The following is a 19,755-nucleotide window of genomic DNA, read 5'->3' as shown; positions in this document are numbered from 1 at the left end:
ACTTATGACTAAAAAATACTTTGGCACCGACGGTATCCGTGGTCGGGTCGGCGAGTTTCCGATTACTCCTGATTTCATGCTCAAGCTTGGATGGGCGGCGGGTATGGCGTTCCGCAGCATGGGGGCGTGTCGCATCCTGGTGGGCAAGGACACCCGGATTTCGGGGTACATGTTTGAATCAGCGCTTGAGGCCGGCTTATCCGCCGCAGGCGCCGATGTGATGTTGCTGGGGCCAATGCCGACGCCCGCGATTGCATACCTGACGCGTACCTTTCACGCTGAGGCCGGTATTGTGATCAGTGCTTCGCACAATCCACACGACGACAACGGCATCAAGTTCTTCTCCGGCCAGGGCACCAAGTTGCCGGATGAGATTGAGCTGATGATCGAAGAATTGTTGGATACGCCGATGACCGTGGTCGAGTCCAGCAAGCTGGGCAAGGTGTCACGTATCAATGACGCGTCTGGTCGTTATATCGAGTTCTGCAAGAGCAGTGTGCCAACCAGCACCAATTTTGCCGGCCTGAAGATTGTTGTCGACTGCGCCCATGGTGCGACCTACAAAGTCGCGCCAAGCGTATTCAAGGAGTTGGGCGCAGACGTGACAGTGCTGTCGGCTCAGCCCAACGGATTGAACATCAACGAAAACTGCGGCTCCACCCATATGGAGCAGTTGCAAGCCGCTGTCCTGGCCGAGCATGCCGACCTCGGGATTGCCTTCGACGGTGACGGCGACCGTGTGCTGATGGTCGACCACACGGGTGCCGTGGTCGATGGCGATGATCTGTTGTTCATCATTGCCCGTGACCTGCATGAGCGTAACAAGCTGCAAGGCGGTGTCGTCGGTACGCTGATGAGCAACCTGGGGCTTGAGCTGGCGTTGGCAGACCTGGGTATTCCTTTTGTTCGCGCCAACGTCGGTGACCGGTATGTGATCGCCGAGCTGCTGGAGCGTAACTGGCAGGTAGGTGGTGAGAACTCCGGGCACGTGGTGTGCTTCCAGCACACCACCACCGGTGACGCGATTATTGCGGCGTTGCAGGTGCTATTGGCTTTGCGTCGCCGCGAAGAGAGCCTGGCCCAGGCGCGTCAGGCTTTGCGCAAATGCCCGCAAGTATTGCTGAACGTGCGTTTCGCAGGTGGGGAAAACCCGATCGAGCACCCTGCTGTCAAAGAGGCTTGCGAGCGCGCGACCCTGGCAATGGCTGGTCGTGGACGGGTATTGCTACGCAAGTCCGGCACAGAGCCTTTGGTGCGCGTCATGGTCGAAGGTGACGACGAAATACAGGTTCGCGGTCATGCCGAGGACCTGGCAAAACTGGTAACTGAAGTTTGCGCCTGAATTCGGCTTGCCAGTGATGATGTGGTTGGGTAACATCTGCGCCCACTTTGACCGACGAGGTACAGCATGCGTCGCACTATGGTAGCTGGTAACTGGAAGATGCACGGTACCCGCGCCAGTGTCGCTGAGCTGATCAATGGCCTTCGTCACTTGGCCTTGCCTAGCGGTGTTGATATCGCGGTGTTCCCGCCTTGCTTGCATATCACCCAAGTGGTGGATGGCTTGAAAGGTAAGTCGATTCAGGTCGGCGCGCAGAACTCCGCGGTGGAAGCCATGCAAGGTGCGTTGACCGGTGAGATTGCACCGAGTCAGCTGGTTGATGCGGGTTGTTCCTATGTGCTTGTCGGGCACTCCGAGCGCCGTCAGATGATGGGCGAGCGTGATGGGACACTCAATCGCAAGTTCGCAGCAGCGCAGGCTTGTGGCTTGATTCCGGTGTTGTGTATTGGGGAGACCCTTGAGCAGCGTGAATCGGGCAAGACTCTTGAGGTTGTCTCGCGTCAGCTTGGCAGCATCATCGAGGAGCTGGGTGTTGGTGCGTTCGCAAAGGCGGTAATTGCTTACGAGCCGGTCTGGGCCATTGGCACCGGGCTGACTGCTACACCGCAACAGGCGCAGGATGTGCACGCAGCCATCCGTGCTCAGTTAGCGGCAGAGAATTCTGAAGTCGCACAAGGTGTGCGGCTTCTATACGGCGGCAGCGTGAAGGCGGCCAATGCGGTCGAACTGTTCGGCATGCCGGATATCGATGGGGGGCTCATTGGTGGAGCTTCCCTGAATGCAGATGAGTTCGGTGCGATTTGTCGCGCCGCGGGAAACTGAAAAAATGCTGGAAACAGTCGTAGTCGTTTTTCATCTGTTGGCTGCCCTGGGCGTAGTTGCCCTGGTTTTGTTGCAACAGGGTAAAGGTGCGGATGCTGGTGCGTCTTTCGGTGCAGGTGCTTCAAATACTGTGTTCGGAAGCCAAGGTTCCTCTACCTTTCTTAGTAAGTTTACTGCTATACTTGCCGCCGGTTTCTTCATAACCAGCTTAGGGTTAGGTTACTTTGCTAAAGAGAAAGCTCATGTGCTGACTCAAGTAGGTTTGCCAAACCCAGCAGTGTTGGAGGTGCCAAAAGCAAAACCGGCTTCTGATGATGTCCCGGTGCTTCAAGAGCAAAAGTCGGCTACTCCAGCGACTGACGTACCTCCAGCTCAAGAGCAGAAGTAAGAAGGGTTGTAAGCGCTGTATTGCCGAGGTGGTGGAATTGGTAGACACGCAACCTTGAGGTGGTTGTGCCCATAGGGTGTAGGGGTTCGAGTCCCCTTCTCGGTACCAATTATCAGGAGAGCCCGCTGTTGCGGGCTTTCTTGTAGGTGGAAGGTTACATTGACCCTGTAAGGGATCGGTCGTATACTTCCGCCCCAGCTTTGTCGCGGGGTGGAGCAGTCTGGTAGCTCGTCGGGCTCATAACCCGAAGGTCGTCGGTTCAAATCCGGCCCCCGCAACCAGTTTTAGCGGAGCCCCTTTTAAGGGGCTTTTTGTTAGCTGGACACTTTCAACGCCGCTGTTCGACGGCGTTTCAAGGATGGGCGTTTCGCCCATTTTTTTATTTTGCACAGCATGCACATACATGCACGAGGGGGTTCAGGTGTCGAGCAAGCTAGAAGAGTTGCAGGCCTTGTTGGCCCCGGTGGTCGTGGCCCTAGGCTATGAATGCTGGGGTATTGAGTTTTCGGCTCAAGGTCGCCACTCAATGTTGCGCGTTTATATCGATAAAGAGGGCGGCGTGCTGGTGGACGATTGTGCCATTGTCAGCCGTCAGATCAGCGGTGTTCTGGATGTTGAAGATCCTATCTCCGTTGAATACACCCTCGAAGTTTCCTCGCCAGGCATGGAACGCCCACTGTTCACTATTGATCAGTTTGCAAAATTTGCCGGTGAACAAGTGAAGATCAAGCTGCGATCCCCGTTCGAAGGGCGTCGCAACTTTCAGGGCCTTCTGCGCGGTGTAGAAGAACAGGATGTCGTGGTGCAGGTAGAAGACCATGAGTTCCTGTTGCCGATCGATATGATCGACAAGGCCAACATTATTCCCAGTTTTGACTGAGACGCGGATCCCGCGGATCCAATGGCTTGCGAAAGGCGAGGCGTACGATGAGCAAAGAAGTACTGCTGGTTGTTGAGTCGGTATCCAATGAAAAGGGCGTACCGGCAAACGTGATTTTTGAAGCGCTGGAGCTGGCCCTGGCCACTGCTACCAAAAAGCGTTTTGAAGACGAAGTTGATCTGCGTGTGGAAATCAACCGCCACACCGGTGCCTATGAGACTTTCCGTCGCTGGACGGTCGTCGAAGAAGCCGATCTTGATGATCCGGCCATCGAAACCTGGCCAAGCAAGGTTGCTGAAACGCACCCAGGCGCCCAGGTCGGTGATGTCGTTGAAGAAAAGATCGAGTCCATCGAGTTCGGCCGCATTGCTGCACAGACCGCCAAGCAGGTCATTGTGCAGAAGGTTCGCGAAGCCGAGCGCGCTCAAGTCGTTGATGCCTATCGCGAGCGCCTGGGTGAAATCATCTCCGGCACCGTGAAAAAAGTTACCCGCGACAATGTGATCGTCGACCTGGGCAACAACGCTGAAGCGTTGCTGGCCCGCGAAGACATCATCTCCCGCGAAACCTTCCGTGTTGGCGTGCGTTTGCGTGCGCTGCTCAAGGAAATCCGCACCGAGAACCGTGGCCCTCAGTTGATCCTGTCGCGCACTGCGCCGGAAATGCTGATTGAGCTGTTCCGTATCGAGGTGCCGGAAATTGCCGAAGGCCTGATCGAAGTCATGGCTGCGTCCCGCGACCCGGGTTCGCGTGCCAAGATCGCGGTCCGCTCCAAGGACAAACGCATCGACCCGCAAGGCGCTTGCATTGGTATGCGCGGTTCGCGCGTCCAGGCAGTGTCGGGCGAATTGGGTGGTGAGCGTGTGGACATCGTCCTCTGGGACGACAACCCGGCGCAGTTCGTGATCAACGCCATGTCGCCGGCTGAAGTGGCGGCAATTATCGTTGACGAGGATGCCCATGCAATGGACATCGCCGTTGGCGCAGACAATCTGGCCCAGGCCATTGGTCGTGGTGGTCAGAACGTGCGTCTGGCCAGCCAGTTGACCGGCTGGACCCTGAACGTGATGACCGAATCGGACATCCAGGCTAAGCAGCAAGCTGAAACCGGTGACATCCTGCGCAACTTCATCGACGAGTTGGAAGTCGACGAAGACCTGGCGCAGGTGCTGGTAGATGAAGGCTTCACCAGCCTGGAAGAGATTGCCTACGTACCGTTGGAAGAAATGCTCAACATCGACGGCTTTGACGAAGACACCGTCAACGAGCTTCGCGCTCGGGCCAAGGATCGTTTGTTGACTAAAGCCATCGCTACTGAGGAAAAGCTGGCAGACGCCCATCCGGCCGAAGACCTGCTCTCGCTTGAGGGTATGGACAAGGATTTGGCGATGGAACTGGCGGTGCGCGGCGTAATTACCCGCGAAGACCTGGCCGAGCAGTCTATTGACGATCTGCTCGACATCGACGGCATTGACGATGATCGTGCCGGCAAGTTGATCATGGCCGCCCGAGCCCATTGGTTCGAGTAATTAGGCGCGGCCTGAGGAGAGAAGTGCATGACGCAAGTCACGGTGAAACAACTGGCCGATGAGGTCAAAACACCGGTAGAGCGCCTGTTGCAGCAGATGCGTGAGGCAGGTCTGCCGCACACCGCCGCCGAGGAACATGTGAGCGACAGTGAGAAGCAATCGTTGCTGACTCACTTGAAAAGCAGCCACAAGGCGAAAGTGGAAGAACCGCGCAAGATTACATTGCAGCGCAAAACAACCAGCACCCTGCGGGTGGCTGGTAGCAAGAGCATCAGCGTTGAAGTGCGTAAGAAGAAAGTCTTCGTACAGCGCAGCCCGGAAGAAATCGAAGCCGAGCGCAAACGCGAGATGGACGAACGTCGCGCAGTAGAAAATGCTGCACGCCAGAAGGCTGAAGAAGAAGCCAAGCGTCGCGCCGAAGAAGAAGCGCGTAGCCAGCCTGCTGCTGCGCAATCCGCTACTGACGCAGTCGCTGCACCTAGCGCGCCTGTTGAAACTGTGCGTGAGGCCGCTCCGGTTGCCGCTGCTCCAGCACCTGCTGCTGACGCTCGCAAGCGCGACGAACCTCGTCGTCCGGACAAACCACGTGCCGACGATAACAATCGTCGCAGTGGTGGTGGCGATGGCGAGCGTAAAAACGCTCCGCATCGTGCCTCGGTCAAAGAGAAAGCGCCTGCTCCGCGCGTTGCGCCACGCACTACCGACGAAGAAAGCGATGGCTTCCGTCGTGGTGGTCGCGGCAAGGCCAAGCTGAAGAAACGCAACGCCCACGGTTTCCAGAGCCCAACCGGCCCTGTCGTGCGTGATGTGCAGATCGGCGAGACCATCACGGTTGGCGATCTGGCCAATCAGATGTCGGTCAAGGCTGCTGAAATCATCAAGTTCATGTTCAAACTGGGTACTCCAGCGACCATCAACCAGGTGCTTGATCAGGAAACTGCTCAACTGGTAGCCGAAGAACTGGGCCACAAAGTGACCCTGGTCAGCGACACCGCCCTGGAAGACTCCCTGGCCGAGTCCCTGAAGTTTGAAGGCGAGACCTTCTCCCGTGCACCAGTCGTGACCGTAATGGGCCACGTTGACCACGGTAAGACCTCGCTGCTCGACTACATCCGTCGTGCCAAGGTAGCTGCCGGCGAAGCCGGTGGTATCACCCAGCACATCGGTGCATACCACGTTGAAACCGAGCGCGGTATGGTCACCTTCCTTGACACCCCAGGTCACGCCGCGTTTACCGCAATGCGTGCCCGTGGTGCCAAGGCGACCGACATCGTGATCCTGGTAGTTGCAGCGGACGACGGCGTAATGCCGCAGACCATTGAAGCTGTCCAGCACGCCAAGGCCGCTGGTGTTCCACTGGTTGTTGCCGTGAACAAAATCGACAAGCCGGGCGCCGATCTCGATCGCATCCGTAGCGAACTGTCGGTTCACGGTGTGACTTCCGAGGAGTGGGGCGGTGATACGCCGTTCGTTTCGGTTTCGGCGAAAGTCGGTACTGGCGTAGACGAACTGCTCGAAGCGGTCCTGCTGCAAGCCGAAGTCCTGGAACTCAAAGCAACGCCATCGGCCCCGGGTCGTGGTGTTGTGGTTGAATCGCGTCTCGACAAGGGTCGTGGCCCGGTTGCTACCGTTCTGGTTCAAGACGGTACCCTGCGCCAAGGCGACATGGTGCTGGTCGGTTCGAACTATGGCCGTGTACGTGCCATGCTCGACGAGAACGGCAAGCCAATCAAGGAAGCGGGTCCTTCCATCCCTGTCGAGATCCTCGGCCTGGACGGTACCCCGGACGCTGGCGACGAGATGAGCGTGCTGTCGGACGAGAAGAAAGCCCGTGAAGTGGCTCTGTTCCGTCAAGGTAAGTTCCGCGAAGTCAAGCTGGCCCGTGCTCACGCCGGCAAGCTGGAAAACATCTTCGAGAACATGGGCCAGGCAGAGAAGAAGACGCTTAATATCGTCCTCAAATCTGACGTCCGTGGTTCCCTCGAAGCGTTGAACGGCGCCTTGAACGGCCTGGGTAACGACGAAGTGCAAGTGCGTGTTGTGGGTGGCGGTGTCGGTGGTATTACCGAGTCCGACGCCAACCTGGCACTGGCTTCCAACGCTGTACTGTTCGGCTTCAACGTGCGTGCCGATGCTGGCGCTCGCAAGATCGTCGAGCAGGAAGGCCTGGACATGCGTTACTACAACGTCATCTACGACATCATCGAAGACGTCAAGAAGGCCCTCACCGGCATGCTTGGCAGTGACGTCCGGGAGAACATCCTGGGTGTCGCCGAGGTTCGTGACGTGTTCCGCTCGCCGAAATTCGGTGCGATCGCCGGTTGCATGGTTATCGAAGGTACCGTGTACCGTAACCGTCCAATTCGTGTACTGCGTGAAGACATCGTTATCTTCGAAGGCGAGCTGGAATCCCTGCGCCGCTTCAAGGATGACGCTTCCGAAGTGCGTGCCGGCATGGAATGCGGTATTGGCGTCAAGAGCTACAACGACGTCAAGGCTGGCGACAAGATCGAAGTCTACGAGAAGGTTCAGGTTGCTCGCAGCCTCTAACTCGCGCACTTCAGGAGCCACGCCGCGTGTGGGCATGCAAATGCCCCGCGCAGCGTGCGGACTCTAAACGCAACGCCCGGTCTGGCTTTTGTCAGGCCGGGCGTTTGCCGCTTTCAGACCCCACGGGTTTCACCGTGTGGCAGTAACAGGTAACAAGACATGGCAAAAGAATACAGCCGTACCCAACGTATCGGCGATCAGATGCAGCGTGAGCTGGCCCAACTGATCCGTCGCGAAGTCAAAGACCCGCGTGTTGGCCTGGTCACCATCACCGCTGTAGAAGTGAGCCGTGACGTCGGTCACGCGAAGATCTTCATCACCGTGATGGGCCAGGACAACAGCGAAGAGATCGCGCAAAGCATCAAGGTGCTCAACTCCGCCGCAGGTTTTTTGCGGATGCAGTTGGCCCGTGAGATGAAGCTGCGCAGCGTGCCCCAGTTGCACTTCCACTACGACGAAAGCGTCGTGCGTGGTGCGCACCTGTCGGCCCTGATCGAGCGCGCCGTGGCTGAAGACAATCAGCATCCGTCCACACCTGAAGACGCCAAGGAGTAAGCGGTGGCTCAGGTCAAACGTATCCGTCGTAACGTCAGCGGCATCATCCTGCTCGACAAACCCATTGGCTTTACCTCCAATGCCGCGTTGCAGAAGGTCCGCTGGCTGCTCAATGCCGAGAAGGCCGGGCACACGGGCAGCCTTGATCCCTTGGCTACTGGCGTACTGCCGTTGTGCTTTGGCGAGGCCACCAAGTTCTCGCAATACCTGCTCGATTCCGACAAGGGTTACGAAACCCTGATGCAACTGGGCAAGACCACCACCACGGCAGACGCCGAAGGTGATGTTTTGCAGGTTCGCGACGTGACCGTTGGTCGTGCTGATATCGAAGCTGCTTTACCTGCTTTTCGTGGGCAAATCAGTCAGATACCGCCGATGTACTCGGCTCTCAAGCGTGACGGGCAGCCTCTTTACAAGCTGGCACGTGCGGGCGAAGTAGTGGAGCGCGAACCGCGTTCTGTTACTATTGCGCGCTTGGAATTGCTCGCCTGTGAAGGTGACACCGCACGCTTGGCCGTAGACTGCAGCAAAGGCACTTATATCCGTACCCTGGTGGAAGATATTGGTGAACAGCTCGGTTGCGGCGCGTATGTAGCTGAACTGCGACGCACCCAGGCCGGACCTTTCAGCCTGGCCCAGACGGTCACGCTGGAAGAGTTGGAGGCGGTACACGCCGAAGGTGGCAACGAAGCAGTTGATCGCTTCCTGATGCCATCGGACAGCGGTTTACTGGATTGGCCATTGCTGCACTTTTCGGAACACAGCGCGTTCTACTGGCTTAACGGCCAGCCGGTACGCGCCCCGGATGCCCCGAAGTTCGGCATGGTGCGGGTACAGGATCATAACGGTCGCTTTATCGGTATCGGTGAAGTGAGCGAAGACGGGCGCATCGCGCCACGTCGACTGATTCGGTCAGAATGACCGAACGAGTGTGGCTGTTAACAGGCACGGTCAACACTCATTTTTAGATACAGGGATTTGTCCCTGGCCTGTTGAAACTGCCCTTTGGGTGGTTTCCTGAAAAAAGGATTGCCTCATGGCTCTCGACGTTCAAGAAAAAGCACAAATCGTAGCTGACTACCAGCAAGCTGTTGGTGACACTGGTTCGCCAGAAGTGCAAGTTGCACTGCTGACCCACAACATCAACAAGCTGCAAGGTCACTTCAAGGCCAACGGTAAAGATCACCACTCCCGTCGTGGTCTGATCCGCATGGTAAACCAGCGCCGTAAGCTGCTGGACTACCTGAAAGGCAAGGATCTGGGTCGTTATCAGGCTCTGATCGGTCGCCTGGGTCTGCGTCGCTAATCAGCGATTGCGCTAGAGGTTGGTTGTCTGCCGTGTGTCAGTGGGATTCCCGCTGGCCCATGGTAGGCTCCCAGCCTCAAGTTTTATCTGGATACACGTTTTACCCCTGGACAAGGGTTGGGCCGATTCCCGACATTGCCCAAGAATTTCGCAAGAAGACAAGTTCCCCAAGAGCCACAAAGAAGGTAGGACACCGTGAACCCGGTTATCAAAAAATTCCAGTTCGGTCAGTCGACCGTTACCCTCGAGACAGGCCGTATCGCCCGTCAAGCCTCCGGCGCAGTGCTGGTTACCGTTGATGACGACGTTACCGTATTGGTGACCGTTGTTGGCGCCAAGCACGCCGACCCAAGCAAAGGCTTCTTCCCTCTTTCCGTTCACTACCAGGAAAAGACTTACGCTGCCGGTAAGATCCCTGGCGGTTTCTTCAAGCGCGAAGGCCGTCCTTCCGAGAAAGAAACCCTGACTTCCCGACTGATCGACCGTCCGATCCGTCCGCTGTTCCCAGAAGGCTTCATGAACGAAGTGCAGGTTGTCTGCACCGTCGTTTCCACCAGCAAGAAAACCGATCCTGACGTCGCTGCGATGATCGGTACTTCGGCTGCCCTGGCCATCTCCGGTATTCCTTTCGATGGCCCGATCGGCGCAGCCCGCGTTGCTTTCCACGAAAGCACCGGTTACCTGCTGAACCCGACTTACGAGCAACTGAAAGCATCGAGCCTGGACATGGTCGTTGCCGGTACGTCGGAAGCCGTATTGATGGTTGAATCGGAAGCCAAAGAGCTGACCGAAGACCAGATGCTGGGTGCGGTACTGTTTGCTCACGACGAGTTCCAGGTTGTGATCAACGCTGTTAAAGAACTGGCTGCCGAAGCTGCCAAGCCGACCTGGGCCTGGGCTCCGCAAGCCGAAGCCACCGAACTGCTGGGCGCTATCCGCTCCGAGTTCGGCACTGCGATCTCCGACGCCTACACCATCACCGTCAAGGCCGACCGTTACGCTCGCCTGGGTGAGCTGAAGGACCAGGTTGTTGCCAAGCTGTCCGGCGAAGAAGGCCAGCCTTCTTCCAGCGAAGTCAAAGCAGCCTTCGGTGAAATCGAATACCGCACCGTTCGCGAAAACATCGTTAACGGCAAGCCGCGTATCGATGGCCGCGACACCCGCACCGTTCGTCCGCTGAACATCGAAGTCGGTGTTCTGCCGAAGACTCACGGTTCTGCACTGTTCACCCGTGGTGAAACCCAGGCACTGGTCGTTGCGACCCTGGGTACTGCCCGTGACGCACAGCTGCTGGACACCCTGGAAGGCGAGAAAAAAGACCCGTTCATGCTGCACTACAACTTCCCGCCGTTCTCGGTGGGCGAGTGTGGTCGCATGGGCGGTGCTGGTCGTCGCGAAATCGGTCACGGCCGTCTGGCCCGTCGTTCGGTCCAGGCCATGCTGCCTGCTGCTGACGTGTTCCCGTACACCATCCGTGTGGTGTCGGAAATCACCGAGTCCAACGGCTCCAGCTCCATGGCTTCGGTCTGCGGTGCTTCCCTGGCGCTGATGGACGCGGGTGTGCCGATGAAGGCGCCGGTTGCCGGTATCGCCATGGGCCTGGTTAAGGAAGGCGAGAAGTTCGCCATCCTGACCGACATCCTGGGCGACGAAGACCACTTGGGCGACATGGACTTCAAAGTGGCCGGTACCGCCAAAGGTGTTACCGCGCTGCAGATGGACATCAAGATCAAGGGCATCACCGAAGAGATCATGGAAATCGCCCTGGGCCAAGCCCTGGAAGCGCGCCTGAACATCCTCGGTCAGATGAACCAGATCATTGGTCAGTCCCGTACCGAACTGTCGGAAAATGCTCCGACCATGATCGCGATGAAAATCGACACCGACAAAATCCGTGATGTTATCGGTAAAGGCGGCGCGACCATTCGTGCGATCTGTGAAGAGACCAAGGCTTCGATCGACATCGAAGACGACGGCTCGATCAAGATCTTCGGCGAAACCAAGGAAGCTGCAGAAGCTGCGCGTCAACGCGTCCTGGGCATCACCGCTGAAGCCGAGATCGGCAAGATCTACGTCGGTAAGGTTGAGCGCATCGTCGACTTCGGCGCATTCGTCAACATCCTGCCAGGCAAAGACGGTCTGGTTCACATCTCCATGCTGAGCGACGCTCGCGTTGAGAAAGTCACCGACATTCTGAAAGAAGGCCAGGAAGTGGAAGTGCTGGTACTGGACGTGGACAACCGCGGCCGTATCAAACTGTCCATCAAGGACGTAGCAGCAGCCAAGGCTTCGGGCGTTTAATTACCCCAGGCTCACGCTGAAAAAAAGGACTCTTCGGAGTCCTTTTTTTACGCCTGAAGGAAAATGCCGAAAAATCAGACGCTTAGTAAATCGCAAAAGCCGCAACTTGCACGCAGGCACGATCAGGTTCATGCAAGTTGCACGATTCCGAAATTCGGCTATTTTTATAACTATATGATTTTTAAGGATTTAATCTGCGCTAGAGACTTGGCACACTGCCTGCAATAACCCTGTTAACGCTGCAGCATCAAGGTTCACACACTGCAGACTTTTAATAAAACAGGAGTTACTCGTATGAAGAAGTTCGCTCTCGCTACTGCTACCGCTCTGACCCTGGCCATGGGTGCTAACGTGGCCTTTGCCCAGACTTCCCAAGCTCCAATGACTCTGGCGGCCGGTGAAGCCACCAAGGCAAAAGAAAGCGTTTCGGATACTTGGATCACCACCAAAGTTAAATCCGATCTGCTGACCGAAAAAGGCATTCCTGGTTCGGACATCAAGGTTGAGACCAACAAAGGTGTGGTTTCCCTGTCTTCGACCGTAGCCATTTCGGACGCGCAGAAAGAAACTGCCGTAGCGATCACCAAGAAAATCAAAGGTGTTACCGCAGTTTCGGCTGACGGCCTGTTGGCTGGCGGCGCTACCAAGGCAGACAACATCGACAAAACCAAAGGTGCAGCGGCTGACGCCAAAGGCGCAACCTCCGATACCTGGATCACCACCAAAGTCAAAGCTGACCTGGTCACCGAGAAAGGCATTCCTGGCACCGACATTAAAGTCGAAACCAACAAGGGTGTAGTTTCCCTGTCCTCTTCGGTCGCTGTGACCGAGGCACAGAAAACGACCGCGGTGAACATCACCAAGAAAATCAAAGGCGTTAAAGCTGTATCGGCCGATGGCCTGAAAGCAGAGTAACGCTCAAGCACTCGTCTGAACTAGCGGCGGCGGCGCGTGAGTTAGATATCCACTCAATGCACCTCTAAGTTTCATGCGACCGACCACACGGATGTGGTCATTACAGGCCCCGGCACTTCTGTGTCGGGGCCTGTTCTATTGGGGCGGGAAAGTAATGCGCCAGCGGCGCCTACTCGGCGTCCAAGTGCATCGGCGTTATCACTCGACCGTCTTTCTCTGCCTGGCCCAGTTGCGCGTCAATGAAGTAGACCCGGTCGTCCTCCAGCTGGGCTTTATCCACCAGGTAGTCCTTGATCGTGCTTGCACGGTCCTGGCCCAACTGGCGCAGCAGCACGTCACTGCCACTCCAGAACTTGATCACGCCCTCTTTCAACTTGGCGGTGCGGTCACTGCTGCTCAGGTCCTTCCATTCTGCCGGAGGCTGCTGTTTCAAGCGGGTGCGGTAAATACCTTCGAGCAAGGGGGCTTTTTCGCTCTCAGGGACTTCCAGCAAGGACGCCTGGGCCGGGACTTTCTCGCCACGGCGCTGCAGCATTTTGTAGTAGTTGTATTGGTATTCCCGCTCCAGCCGCTGGGCCGCCAGGAATGGGCCGTCGCTGCTGGCTGCGGCCGTGCCTTCGATTTCCAGGCGTAGGGCAGGGCGTTCTTTCAAGGCTTTGGCCAAGGTGTTGAGAGCGCCTTCGGCGTCTTTGTTCAACTCGCTGGAGCCTGCCGCGAACGACACGCTACCCAAGTCCTCCGCTCCGCCTCCGGTGACCAATCCGCCAATAAACTTGAACGGCGCAGTGGCCGCTCGCACCACCAGATTGCGCAGGGTTTGCCACACAATGGGCATCACGCTGAATTGCGGGTTATTCAGGTCACCGGATACGGGCAGTTCGATGGAGATCTTGCCGTCGCTGTCCTTGAGCAAGGCGATTGCCAGACGAATCGGCAAGTCCACGGCATCGGCGCTGTCGACTTTTTCGCCCAGTTGCAATTGCTCGACCACCACTTTGTTCTCAGCCTTCAACTGGCCCTTGGTGATCACGTAATGCAGGTCAAGGTTGAGGCGGCCCTTGCGGATGCGGAAACCGGCGAACTTGCCCGAGTAAGGCGTCAGGGTGGTCAGCTCGACACGTTTGAAGCTGGTGGCGATGTCCAGCGCCGCCATCGGGTCAAACGGGTTCACGCTGCCTTTGATGGTCACCGGTGCATAACGGTCGACCTTGCCCTTGATGTCAACGCTCGCCGGCTTGGCCTGGCGACTGTCGATGGTGCCGATCTGCCCATTGAGCTGTTGGATCGCAGTGGCGAAATTGGGGGTGAGGCTGAAGTCGGCGAAGTTGGCCGAACCGTCGTTGATCGCAATCTGCCCGATATGGATACCCAGCGGCTTGTCTTTGCTCGCGGCAGGTTTGGCTGACGATTTGGCGCCACTGTCGGCCGGCTGCGGGATCAGCAAGTCGTCGACGTTGGTGGTGCGGTCATCGTTGATCATGAACCGCGCATAGGGCTGCAGCAGGTTGACCTTGTCGATCGACAGGCTGTCGCCGTGTTGGTAGTTCACGCCTTCGAGCACCAGGCGCTGCCACTTGAGGAAGTCGCGGGTCTTGAGGGTGTCGAGGGTATGCAACTGGTCAACCTGCGCTCGGCCGGTGATCTGCAGCGCCAGGGGATCGGTGCTTTTCAGGTTCACGTCGAGGTCGCTGCCAAGCATGCCACTGCGCAGTTCCAGGCGGATAAACGGGCTGATATAGGACTGGGCGACCCGCAGGTCGATGTCCTTGGTATTGACCTTCAACTTGGCGCTGACCGGGTTGAGGTTAACCGTGCCGGTTGCCTGGATCTTGCCCTGCTTGCCCAGGCCGGTGTCGACCTTCAGGGTAAAGGGGCTCTGGTTGAGGCTGTCGAAGTTCTGCACGTCGACGTTCAACGGGCCGAGCTCCAGTGCCACCGCAGGTTTGGCCTGACGGTCGGCCAAGTGCACTTGGTAGTTGCGCAGCTGTACATCCTTGAGCAGCACTTGCCAGGGCTTGCTTGGGGCGACGGGCGCAGGCTTTGGCGAGTCGGCCGTGGCGGGTGCAGTCGCAGGCTCCGGCGCCTTGGCCGGTTTGTTCGGCTGGCCGGCGAACAGTTTTTGCCAGTCCAGTTGCCCATCCGCTTCACGAGCCGCCCAGGTCTCGAGTTTATTGCTGCGAATCTTGCCCACCACCACCTGCTGTTTGGCCAGGTCCACCGTGGTCTCGCTGACGTCCAAACGCTCCAGGCGCACCAACGGCCGGCCATCCGGGGCCTTGATCGCGAACGGCGCGATGCTGGCGGCGGTGTTGGTCAGGTTCAGCTCGGTCTCTTTGGCCAGGCTGAACCTGTATTCGGTACTGAAGTTGAGCACGCCGTCTTCAAGTACCAGGGGTAAGGCGTCACGCACATAAGGCCACCAGGCTTTCATCTTGCCGCCGGTGACTTTGAGCGTACCTTCGGACGTGATCGGCACCAGGCTGAAGTTGCCTTTCCAGTCGATCTGCCCGCCTTCAGGGCCGGCGGCGACCAAGGTCATGTCCGCATTGTCTTCCGGCAGGGTGCTGAGATTCTTCAGTTCGAAGTCGAGGGTGTCGTAGAGGAATTCGATGGGTTCGCTGGGACGCAGGTCTTGGAAATGCAAATAACCGCCAGCCAGCTTGATGCTGTCGACACGCAGCGGGAACGGCTTGGCGTCAGGGTCTGCCGGGGTCGGCTCGCTCGGTGGCAGCTTGAACAACTGCGCCAGATTCAGCTGGCCTGACTTGTCGAACAACAACTCGGTCCTGGGCTTGTCCAGTTGCACATCCGCCAGGTGCAGGGCGCGGGTCCACAGGCTATCGGCCTGCAGATTGGCGTAAAGCCGTTCGAAACCTACCTGTTCCTTACCGGGCTCGCCGATCTTCAAGCCCCATACCGTTACTTCCAGGCTGAACGGGTTAAGTTCGATCCGTTCGATGCGTGCCGGCACTGTGGCGTAATTGGCCAACTGTTGGTTGGCAATGCGAAGGGCGATGCCAGGCAAAATCAGAAAGCCCAGCAAGCTGTACAACGCGAGGGCAGTCAACAAGGCGCCAGCGGCGCGAATCAATCCTTTGGGCATGGGGCGGCGCCATCTATGTCAAACAGGAGTGCCTTGGAGTATGGCACGGGTTTTCGGTTCCGAAGAACCGGGCCTTTAGGATGCTGCTTACAGTTGAAGTATCAGAGTCTTCAGCGGTGGCTGTTGATCTTGTGAGGGAAAGTCCCCGCCGGGCGTCATGATTTTCCAGTCCCGCACCGGACGCCCAGCCTTTTGCGCACAACGCAGCACCTGTTCACGCCAATCCTCCATGCTGACTTTTGCCAGGTTGTTACAGCAGATCAGCACGCCATTGTCGGCTGTAGCGAGCAGTGCCGGCTTGAGCAGGCTCTGGTAGTCACGCAACAGGTCAACGGTACCGAAGGCACTCTTGGCCCAGGCCGGCGGGTCGAGCAACACCAGGTCATATTGACGCTGCTCCAGGCGCGGATAGCTCGGCAGTTTTTGCCCGCGACGCTGGGTGATCGGCAGCCCGGCCAGTTGGCGAATCGCCGGGAAGTAGTCCGATTGTACGAACTCCATGGTAGGAAGCTGTGGATTGAGCTGGCCGTTTTCACGCCCCACCGCCAGGTTGCCCTCGGCGAAGTCCAGGTTGCATACCTCGCGCGCACCCCCGGCAGCGGCGCTCAGGCCCACCCCACAGGTGTAGGCAAACAGGTTCAGTACGCTTTTGCCGGCGCTGTGGCCCTTGACCCAGCCGCGGGTATTGCGCAGGTCGAGGAACAGCAGTGGGTCCTGGCCGGCGTGGCGCCCACGGACACGGTAATTGAGGCCCCATTCGTGGCCGACCAGGTCTTCCAGCGCGGCAGGTTCGGCGCGGTATACCGAATCTTCGCGATCGACCCGCGAGTTGCCGCGGGAGCGGTCGTTGTAGACCAGCAGCAACTCCAGGCCCATGTGCTGGTTGACCAGTTGGTGCAGCTCCAGCAGGTCGGCGGTTTCCAGCGACTGATGGAAGCTTTGCACCAGTAACTGCGGGCCGTAGCGGTCGATGGTCAGGCCGCCGGCGCCTTCCTGGCTGCCATGGAACAGCCGATAGCAATCGGTGCCCTGGGCGTGCAGTTCGCTGATCAGATCCTGGCGATGATCGAGGGCGGCGCGCAGCGCCTGATTCAAGGGAGACATGGAGCGCGCCTTGCTTAGGTAAATGGGGGTAATGAGGGCGCGGAGTTTAGCAGCTATGGCGCGTTGCCTACATCAACCCCATCCGCCGGTGTGCACGCTGCACCGAACCATTGCGCATCGCCCAGCGCAACAACGGCGCGCTGCGCTTGACCCCGGCGCGGATCATCCGGCGTTGCAGCGGGCCCTGGTGCTGATCGAGCAGGGTGCTGGCCCAGTCCGGCAGCAGGTCGATCCCGGCTTGCATCATCAAGGCACCAAAAGGCTTGGCCAACAGGCTGGGGGAGGGCGCGTTCAGCAACAGGCGCAGCACTTCGCGGCTGCGCTCGTCGCACAGCAATTGCGGGCGGATATTCTCAAGGTAATCGGAAATTTCCTGGCGTGAATGCGGCACATCCTGCGCGCCGAGCCGTTCTGCGACGACGGCGATCTCGCTGTAGTAACGGTCCTGATCACGGCCGCAGAGGTGCGGGTTGCGATAGCGCAAGTGGGCAGCAAGAAAGTTGCTCACCTCCGCCACATGCACCCAGGTCAGCAGCGCTGGATCGCTGGCCGCGTAAGGCCTCCCGTCCGGGGCATGACCCACCACCTGCAGGTGAATGGTGCGCACTTTTTCGATCAGCCAGTCGGCGTCTTTGCGCGCGCCGAACGTGGTACCGGAAATAAACTGCGAGGTACGGCGCAGGCGCCCAAGCATGTCCTGGCGAAAATTCGAATGGTCCCACACGCCGGCCAGGGCCAATGGGTGCAAGGCTTGCAGCATCAAGGCGCTGATGCCGCCGATGAGCATGCTGCTGAAGTCACCATGGACTTGCCAACTGACCGAGTCCGGCCCGAACAGGCCCGGATCGCCCTTGGGATTTTCCAGGTCCAGTTGGCCCAGTGACAAGCCGGTGAGGCTCATCAACTGGGTTTCGATACGGCTGCGGATAAATTCCATGGCGACTCGGGTTTCCTAGCGGTTCAGGCGTTTGTCGATCAGGCCGTCGACGACGCTGGGGTCGGCCAGGGTCGAGGTATCACCCAGGCTGTCCAGTTCGTTGCAGGCGATCTTGCGCAAAATCCGGCGCATGATCTTGCCGGATCGGGTTTTCGGCAAGGCCGGTGCCCATTGGATCAGTTCCGGCTTGGCAAAGCTGCCGATTTCCTTGCTGACCAGTTCCAGCAGGTGTTTTTTCAGCGCCTCGCTGGGTTCGACGCCATTCATGGGGGTGACAAAGGCGTAGATGCCCTGGCCCTTGACGTCGTGGGGGTAGCCCACCACGGCAGCCTCGGCCACCTGGTCATGCAGTACCAACGCACTTTCTACCTCGGCGGTGCCGATACGGTGGCCGGACACGTTGATCACATCGTCGATACGCCCGGTGATCCAGTAGTCGCCGTCCTCATCGCGGCGCGCGCCGTCACCGGTGAAATAGTAACCGGGGTAGGGTTTGAAATAGGTGTCGACCATGCGCTGCGGGTCGCCGTAGACGCTGCGAATCTGCCCCGGCCAACTGGCCTTGATCGCCAGTACGCCGCTGCCGGCACCGCTGATGACCTTGCCTTGTTCATCCAGCAGCACGGGCTGCACGCCAAACATCGGCTGGGTGGCGCAACCTGGTTTGATGCGCTGGGCGCTGACCAGCGGGCTGAGCATGATGCCGCCGGTCTCGGTCTGCCACCAGGTATCGACAATAGGGCAACGCTGTTCGCCCACCGCGTTGAAGTACCAGTCCCAGGCTTCCGGGTTGATCGGTTCGCCCACGCTGCCCAGCAGACGCAGGCTGGCGCGGGAGGTCGTCTCCAGCGGGGCGTGACCCTCGCGCATCAACGCGCGCAAGGCGGTGGGAGCGGTGTAGAAGATATTCACCTGGTGTTTATCGATGACCTGCCAGAAGCGCGAACTGTCCGGGTAGCTCGGCACACCTTCGAACATCAGCGAGGTCGCGCCATTAGCCAGCGGCCCGTACACGATGTAACTATGGCCGGTGACCCAACCCACGTCGGCGGTGCACCAGAACACCTCACCGTCGCGGTAATCGAGTACGTACTTGAAGGTCATTGCCGCCTGGAGCAGGTAGCCGCCCGTGGTGTGCAGCACACCCTTGGGCTTGCCGGTGCTGCCGGAGGTGTAGAGGATAAACAGCGGGGCTTCGGCGTCCATCGGTTCGGGAGGGCAATCGTCGCTCGCTGCATCGAGGGCCTGTTGATACTTGAGGTCGCGGCCTTCGCTCCAGCTCACCGGTGCGCCGGTGCGTTGTACCACCAGCACCGTGCTGACGTCGGGGCAGCTGGCCAGGCCCTTGTCGACGTTCTGTTTCAACGCCACCGGCTTACCACCGCGCACGCCTTCATCGGCTGTGATCACGGTGCGGCAGTCGGCGTCCAGAATGCGGTCGCGCAGGGCGTCCGGTGAGAACCCGCCAAATACCACCGAGTGCACCGCGCCAATCCGCGTGCAGGCCAGCATGGCGTAGGCCGCTTCCGGGATCATCGGCATGTAGATACACACCCGGTCGCCCTTTTTCACGCCACGGCTTTTCAGCACATTGGCCAGGCGGCAGACGTTTTGGTGCAGTTGGCGGTAGGTGATTTTGGAAGATTTTGCAGGATCGTCACCTTCCCAGATGAAGGCCGGCTGATCGGCGCGTTGCGCCAGGTGACGGTCGATGCAGTTGTAGCTGACGTTCAACTGGCCACCGGCAAACCATTGGGCGGCACCGGTCTGGATGTCTGACTGCTGGACGGTGTGCCACGGTGTTATCCAGTCGAGAAAGCCCTTGGCCTGCTCGGCCCAGAACGTGTCCGGCTGTTCGATGGATTGGCGATAGAGGCGCTGGTAGTCCTCTTGACTGAGTTGCGCAGCCCGGCGGACGGCATCGGCGGTGGGAAACGTGCTGATATCGAACATGAGCGATCCTTATTCTTGTTTTTGCGACAAGTCATAAAGATGCACCCTGTATGGAGAGGGTTCAAGGCCA

General features: G+C 58.6%; 15 protein-coding genes and 2 tRNA genes. 13 read left to right on the top strand and 4 right to left on the bottom strand.

Going from position 1 to position 19,755, the window contains the following annotated elements:
* Positions 1–4: 4 nt before the first annotated feature.
* The 13 genes from glmM (at position 5) to F6S08_RS26900 (ending at position 12,588) form a co-directional block, all read left to right on the top strand.
* Entirely contained in the window at positions 5–1,342 is a 1,338-nt protein-coding gene (gene glmM, locus F6S08_RS26960) for a phosphoglucosamine mutase (RefSeq protein WP_065925311.1), read from the top strand.
* A gap of 66 nt (positions 1,343–1,408) precedes the next feature.
* The gene (gene tpiA, locus F6S08_RS26955) at positions 1,409–2,164 is read left to right on the top strand and encodes a triose-phosphate isomerase (protein WP_015885920.1); all 756 of its coding nucleotides are present in this window, start codon (positions 1,409–1,411) and stop codon (positions 2,162–2,164) included.
* A gap of 4 nt (positions 2,165–2,168) precedes the next feature.
* On the top strand, positions 2,169–2,552 hold the full coding sequence (gene secG / locus F6S08_RS26950; protein ID WP_010206600.1) for a preprotein translocase subunit SecG: 384 nt from the start codon (positions 2,169–2,171) through the stop codon (positions 2,550–2,552).
* 22 nt (positions 2,553–2,574) lie between these two features.
* Positions 2,575–2,660: transfer RNA gene (locus F6S08_RS26945), tRNA-Leu, on the top strand.
* Positions 2,661–2,756: 96 nt separating this feature from the next.
* Positions 2,757–2,833: transfer RNA gene (locus F6S08_RS26940), tRNA-Met, on the top strand.
* Positions 2,834–2,973: 140 nt separating this feature from the next.
* Positions 2,974–3,432: a ribosome maturation factor RimP gene (rimP, locus tag F6S08_RS26935; RefSeq protein ID WP_003235029.1), complete on the top strand. Its 459-nt coding sequence runs from the start codon at positions 2,974–2,976 to the stop codon at positions 3,430–3,432.
* Between the two features lie 47 nt (positions 3,433–3,479).
* Entirely contained in the window at positions 3,480–4,961 is a 1,482-nt protein-coding gene (gene nusA / locus F6S08_RS26930; RefSeq protein ID WP_003212187.1) for a transcription termination factor NusA, read from the top strand.
* A gap of 27 nt (positions 4,962–4,988) precedes the next feature.
* Positions 4,989–7,511 (top strand): translation initiation factor IF-2, encoded by a 2,523-nt coding sequence (gene infB / locus F6S08_RS26925; RefSeq protein WP_065925310.1) that lies wholly within the window; start codon positions 4,989–4,991, stop codon positions 7,509–7,511.
* Positions 7,512–7,670: 159 nt separating this feature from the next.
* Positions 7,671–8,066, top strand: coding sequence for a 30S ribosome-binding factor RbfA (gene rbfA / locus F6S08_RS26920; RefSeq protein ID WP_029298974.1), 396 nt, complete (start codon positions 7,671–7,673; stop codon positions 8,064–8,066).
* A 3-nt stretch (positions 8,067–8,069) separates the two neighbouring features.
* A complete protein-coding gene (truB, locus tag F6S08_RS26915; RefSeq protein WP_027605370.1) occupies positions 8,070–8,987 on the top strand; it encodes a tRNA pseudouridine(55) synthase TruB in 918 nt (305 codons plus the stop codon).
* A gap of 115 nt (positions 8,988–9,102) precedes the next feature.
* Positions 9,103–9,372 (top strand): 30S ribosomal protein S15, encoded by a 270-nt coding sequence (gene rpsO / locus F6S08_RS26910; protein ID WP_003176135.1) that lies wholly within the window; start codon positions 9,103–9,105, stop codon positions 9,370–9,372.
* A gap of 195 nt (positions 9,373–9,567) precedes the next feature.
* Positions 9,568–11,673: a polyribonucleotide nucleotidyltransferase gene (pnp, locus tag F6S08_RS26905; protein ID WP_027605371.1), complete on the top strand. Its 2,106-nt coding sequence runs from the start codon at positions 9,568–9,570 to the stop codon at positions 11,671–11,673.
* A gap of 294 nt (positions 11,674–11,967) precedes the next feature.
* A complete protein-coding gene (locus F6S08_RS26900; RefSeq protein WP_027605372.1) occupies positions 11,968–12,588 on the top strand; it encodes a BON domain-containing protein in 621 nt (206 codons plus the stop codon).
* A 169-nt stretch (positions 12,589–12,757) separates the two neighbouring features.
* On the opposite strand, the gene F6S08_RS26895 is transcribed toward F6S08_RS26900, so the two are convergent.
* The 4 genes from F6S08_RS26895 to acs all read right to left on the bottom strand — a co-directional run bounded on the left by F6S08_RS26895 (position 12,758) and on the right by acs (position 19,685).
* A complete protein-coding gene (locus tag F6S08_RS26895; protein WP_315872563.1) occupies positions 12,758–15,691 on the bottom strand; it encodes a DUF748 domain-containing protein in 2,934 nt (977 codons plus the stop codon).
* 87 nt (positions 15,692–15,778) lie between these two features.
* Positions 15,779–16,795: a class I SAM-dependent rRNA methyltransferase gene (locus F6S08_RS26890; protein ID WP_315872562.1), complete on the bottom strand. Its 1,017-nt coding sequence runs from the start codon at positions 16,793–16,795 to the stop codon at positions 15,779–15,781.
* A gap of 67 nt (positions 16,796–16,862) precedes the next feature.
* On the bottom strand, positions 16,863–17,732 hold the full coding sequence (locus F6S08_RS26885) for an oxygenase MpaB family protein (RefSeq protein ID WP_065925307.1): 870 nt from the start codon (positions 17,730–17,732) through the stop codon (positions 16,863–16,865).
* Positions 17,733–17,747: 15 nt separating this feature from the next.
* Positions 17,748–19,685: an acetate--CoA ligase gene (acs, locus tag F6S08_RS26880; protein ID WP_315872561.1), complete on the bottom strand. Its 1,938-nt coding sequence runs from the start codon at positions 19,683–19,685 to the stop codon at positions 17,748–17,750.
* Positions 19,686–19,755: the final 70 nt, after the last annotated feature.

The sequence above is a fragment of the Pseudomonas sp. JV449 genome (assembly GCF_032424295.1).
Classification (GTDB): Bacteria; Pseudomonadota; Gammaproteobacteria; order Pseudomonadales; family Pseudomonadaceae; genus Aquipseudomonas; species Aquipseudomonas marginalis.
Note: the sequence above shows the minus strand (reverse complement) of the source record. Positions and strands in the feature narration are given on the sequence as shown.

Coding starts and splice junctions, on each gene's coding strand:
- rpsO (WP_003176135.1), top strand. CDS start 9,103: ATGGCTCTCGACGTTCAAGAAAAAGCACAAATCGTAGCTGACTACCAG.
- secG (WP_010206600.1), top strand. CDS start 2,169: ATGCTGGAAACAGTCGTAGTCGTTTTTCATCTGTTGGCTGCCCTGGGC.
- F6S08_RS26890 (WP_315872562.1), bottom strand. CDS start 16,795: ATGTCTCCCTTGAATCAGGCGCTGCGCGCCGCCCTCGATCATCGCCAG.
- tpiA (WP_015885920.1), top strand. CDS start 1,409: ATGCGTCGCACTATGGTAGCTGGTAACTGGAAGATGCACGGTACCCGC.
- F6S08_RS26900 (WP_027605372.1), top strand. CDS start 11,968: ATGAAGAAGTTCGCTCTCGCTACTGCTACCGCTCTGACCCTGGCCATG.
- infB (WP_065925310.1), top strand. CDS start 4,989: ATGACGCAAGTCACGGTGAAACAACTGGCCGATGAGGTCAAAACACCG.
- F6S08_RS26885 (WP_065925307.1), bottom strand. CDS start 17,732: ATGGAATTTATCCGCAGCCGTATCGAAACCCAGTTGATGAGCCTCACC.
- acs (WP_315872561.1), bottom strand. CDS start 19,685: ATGTTCGATATCAGCACGTTTCCCACCGCCGATGCCGTCCGCCGGGCT.
- F6S08_RS26895 (WP_315872563.1), bottom strand. CDS start 15,691: ATGCCCAAAGGATTGATTCGCGCCGCTGGCGCCTTGTTGACTGCCCTC.
- rbfA (WP_029298974.1), top strand. CDS start 7,671: ATGGCAAAAGAATACAGCCGTACCCAACGTATCGGCGATCAGATGCAG.
- nusA (WP_003212187.1), top strand. CDS start 3,480: ATGAGCAAAGAAGTACTGCTGGTTGTTGAGTCGGTATCCAATGAAAAG.
- glmM (WP_065925311.1), top strand. CDS start 5: ATGACTAAAAAATACTTTGGCACCGACGGTATCCGTGGTCGGGTCGGC.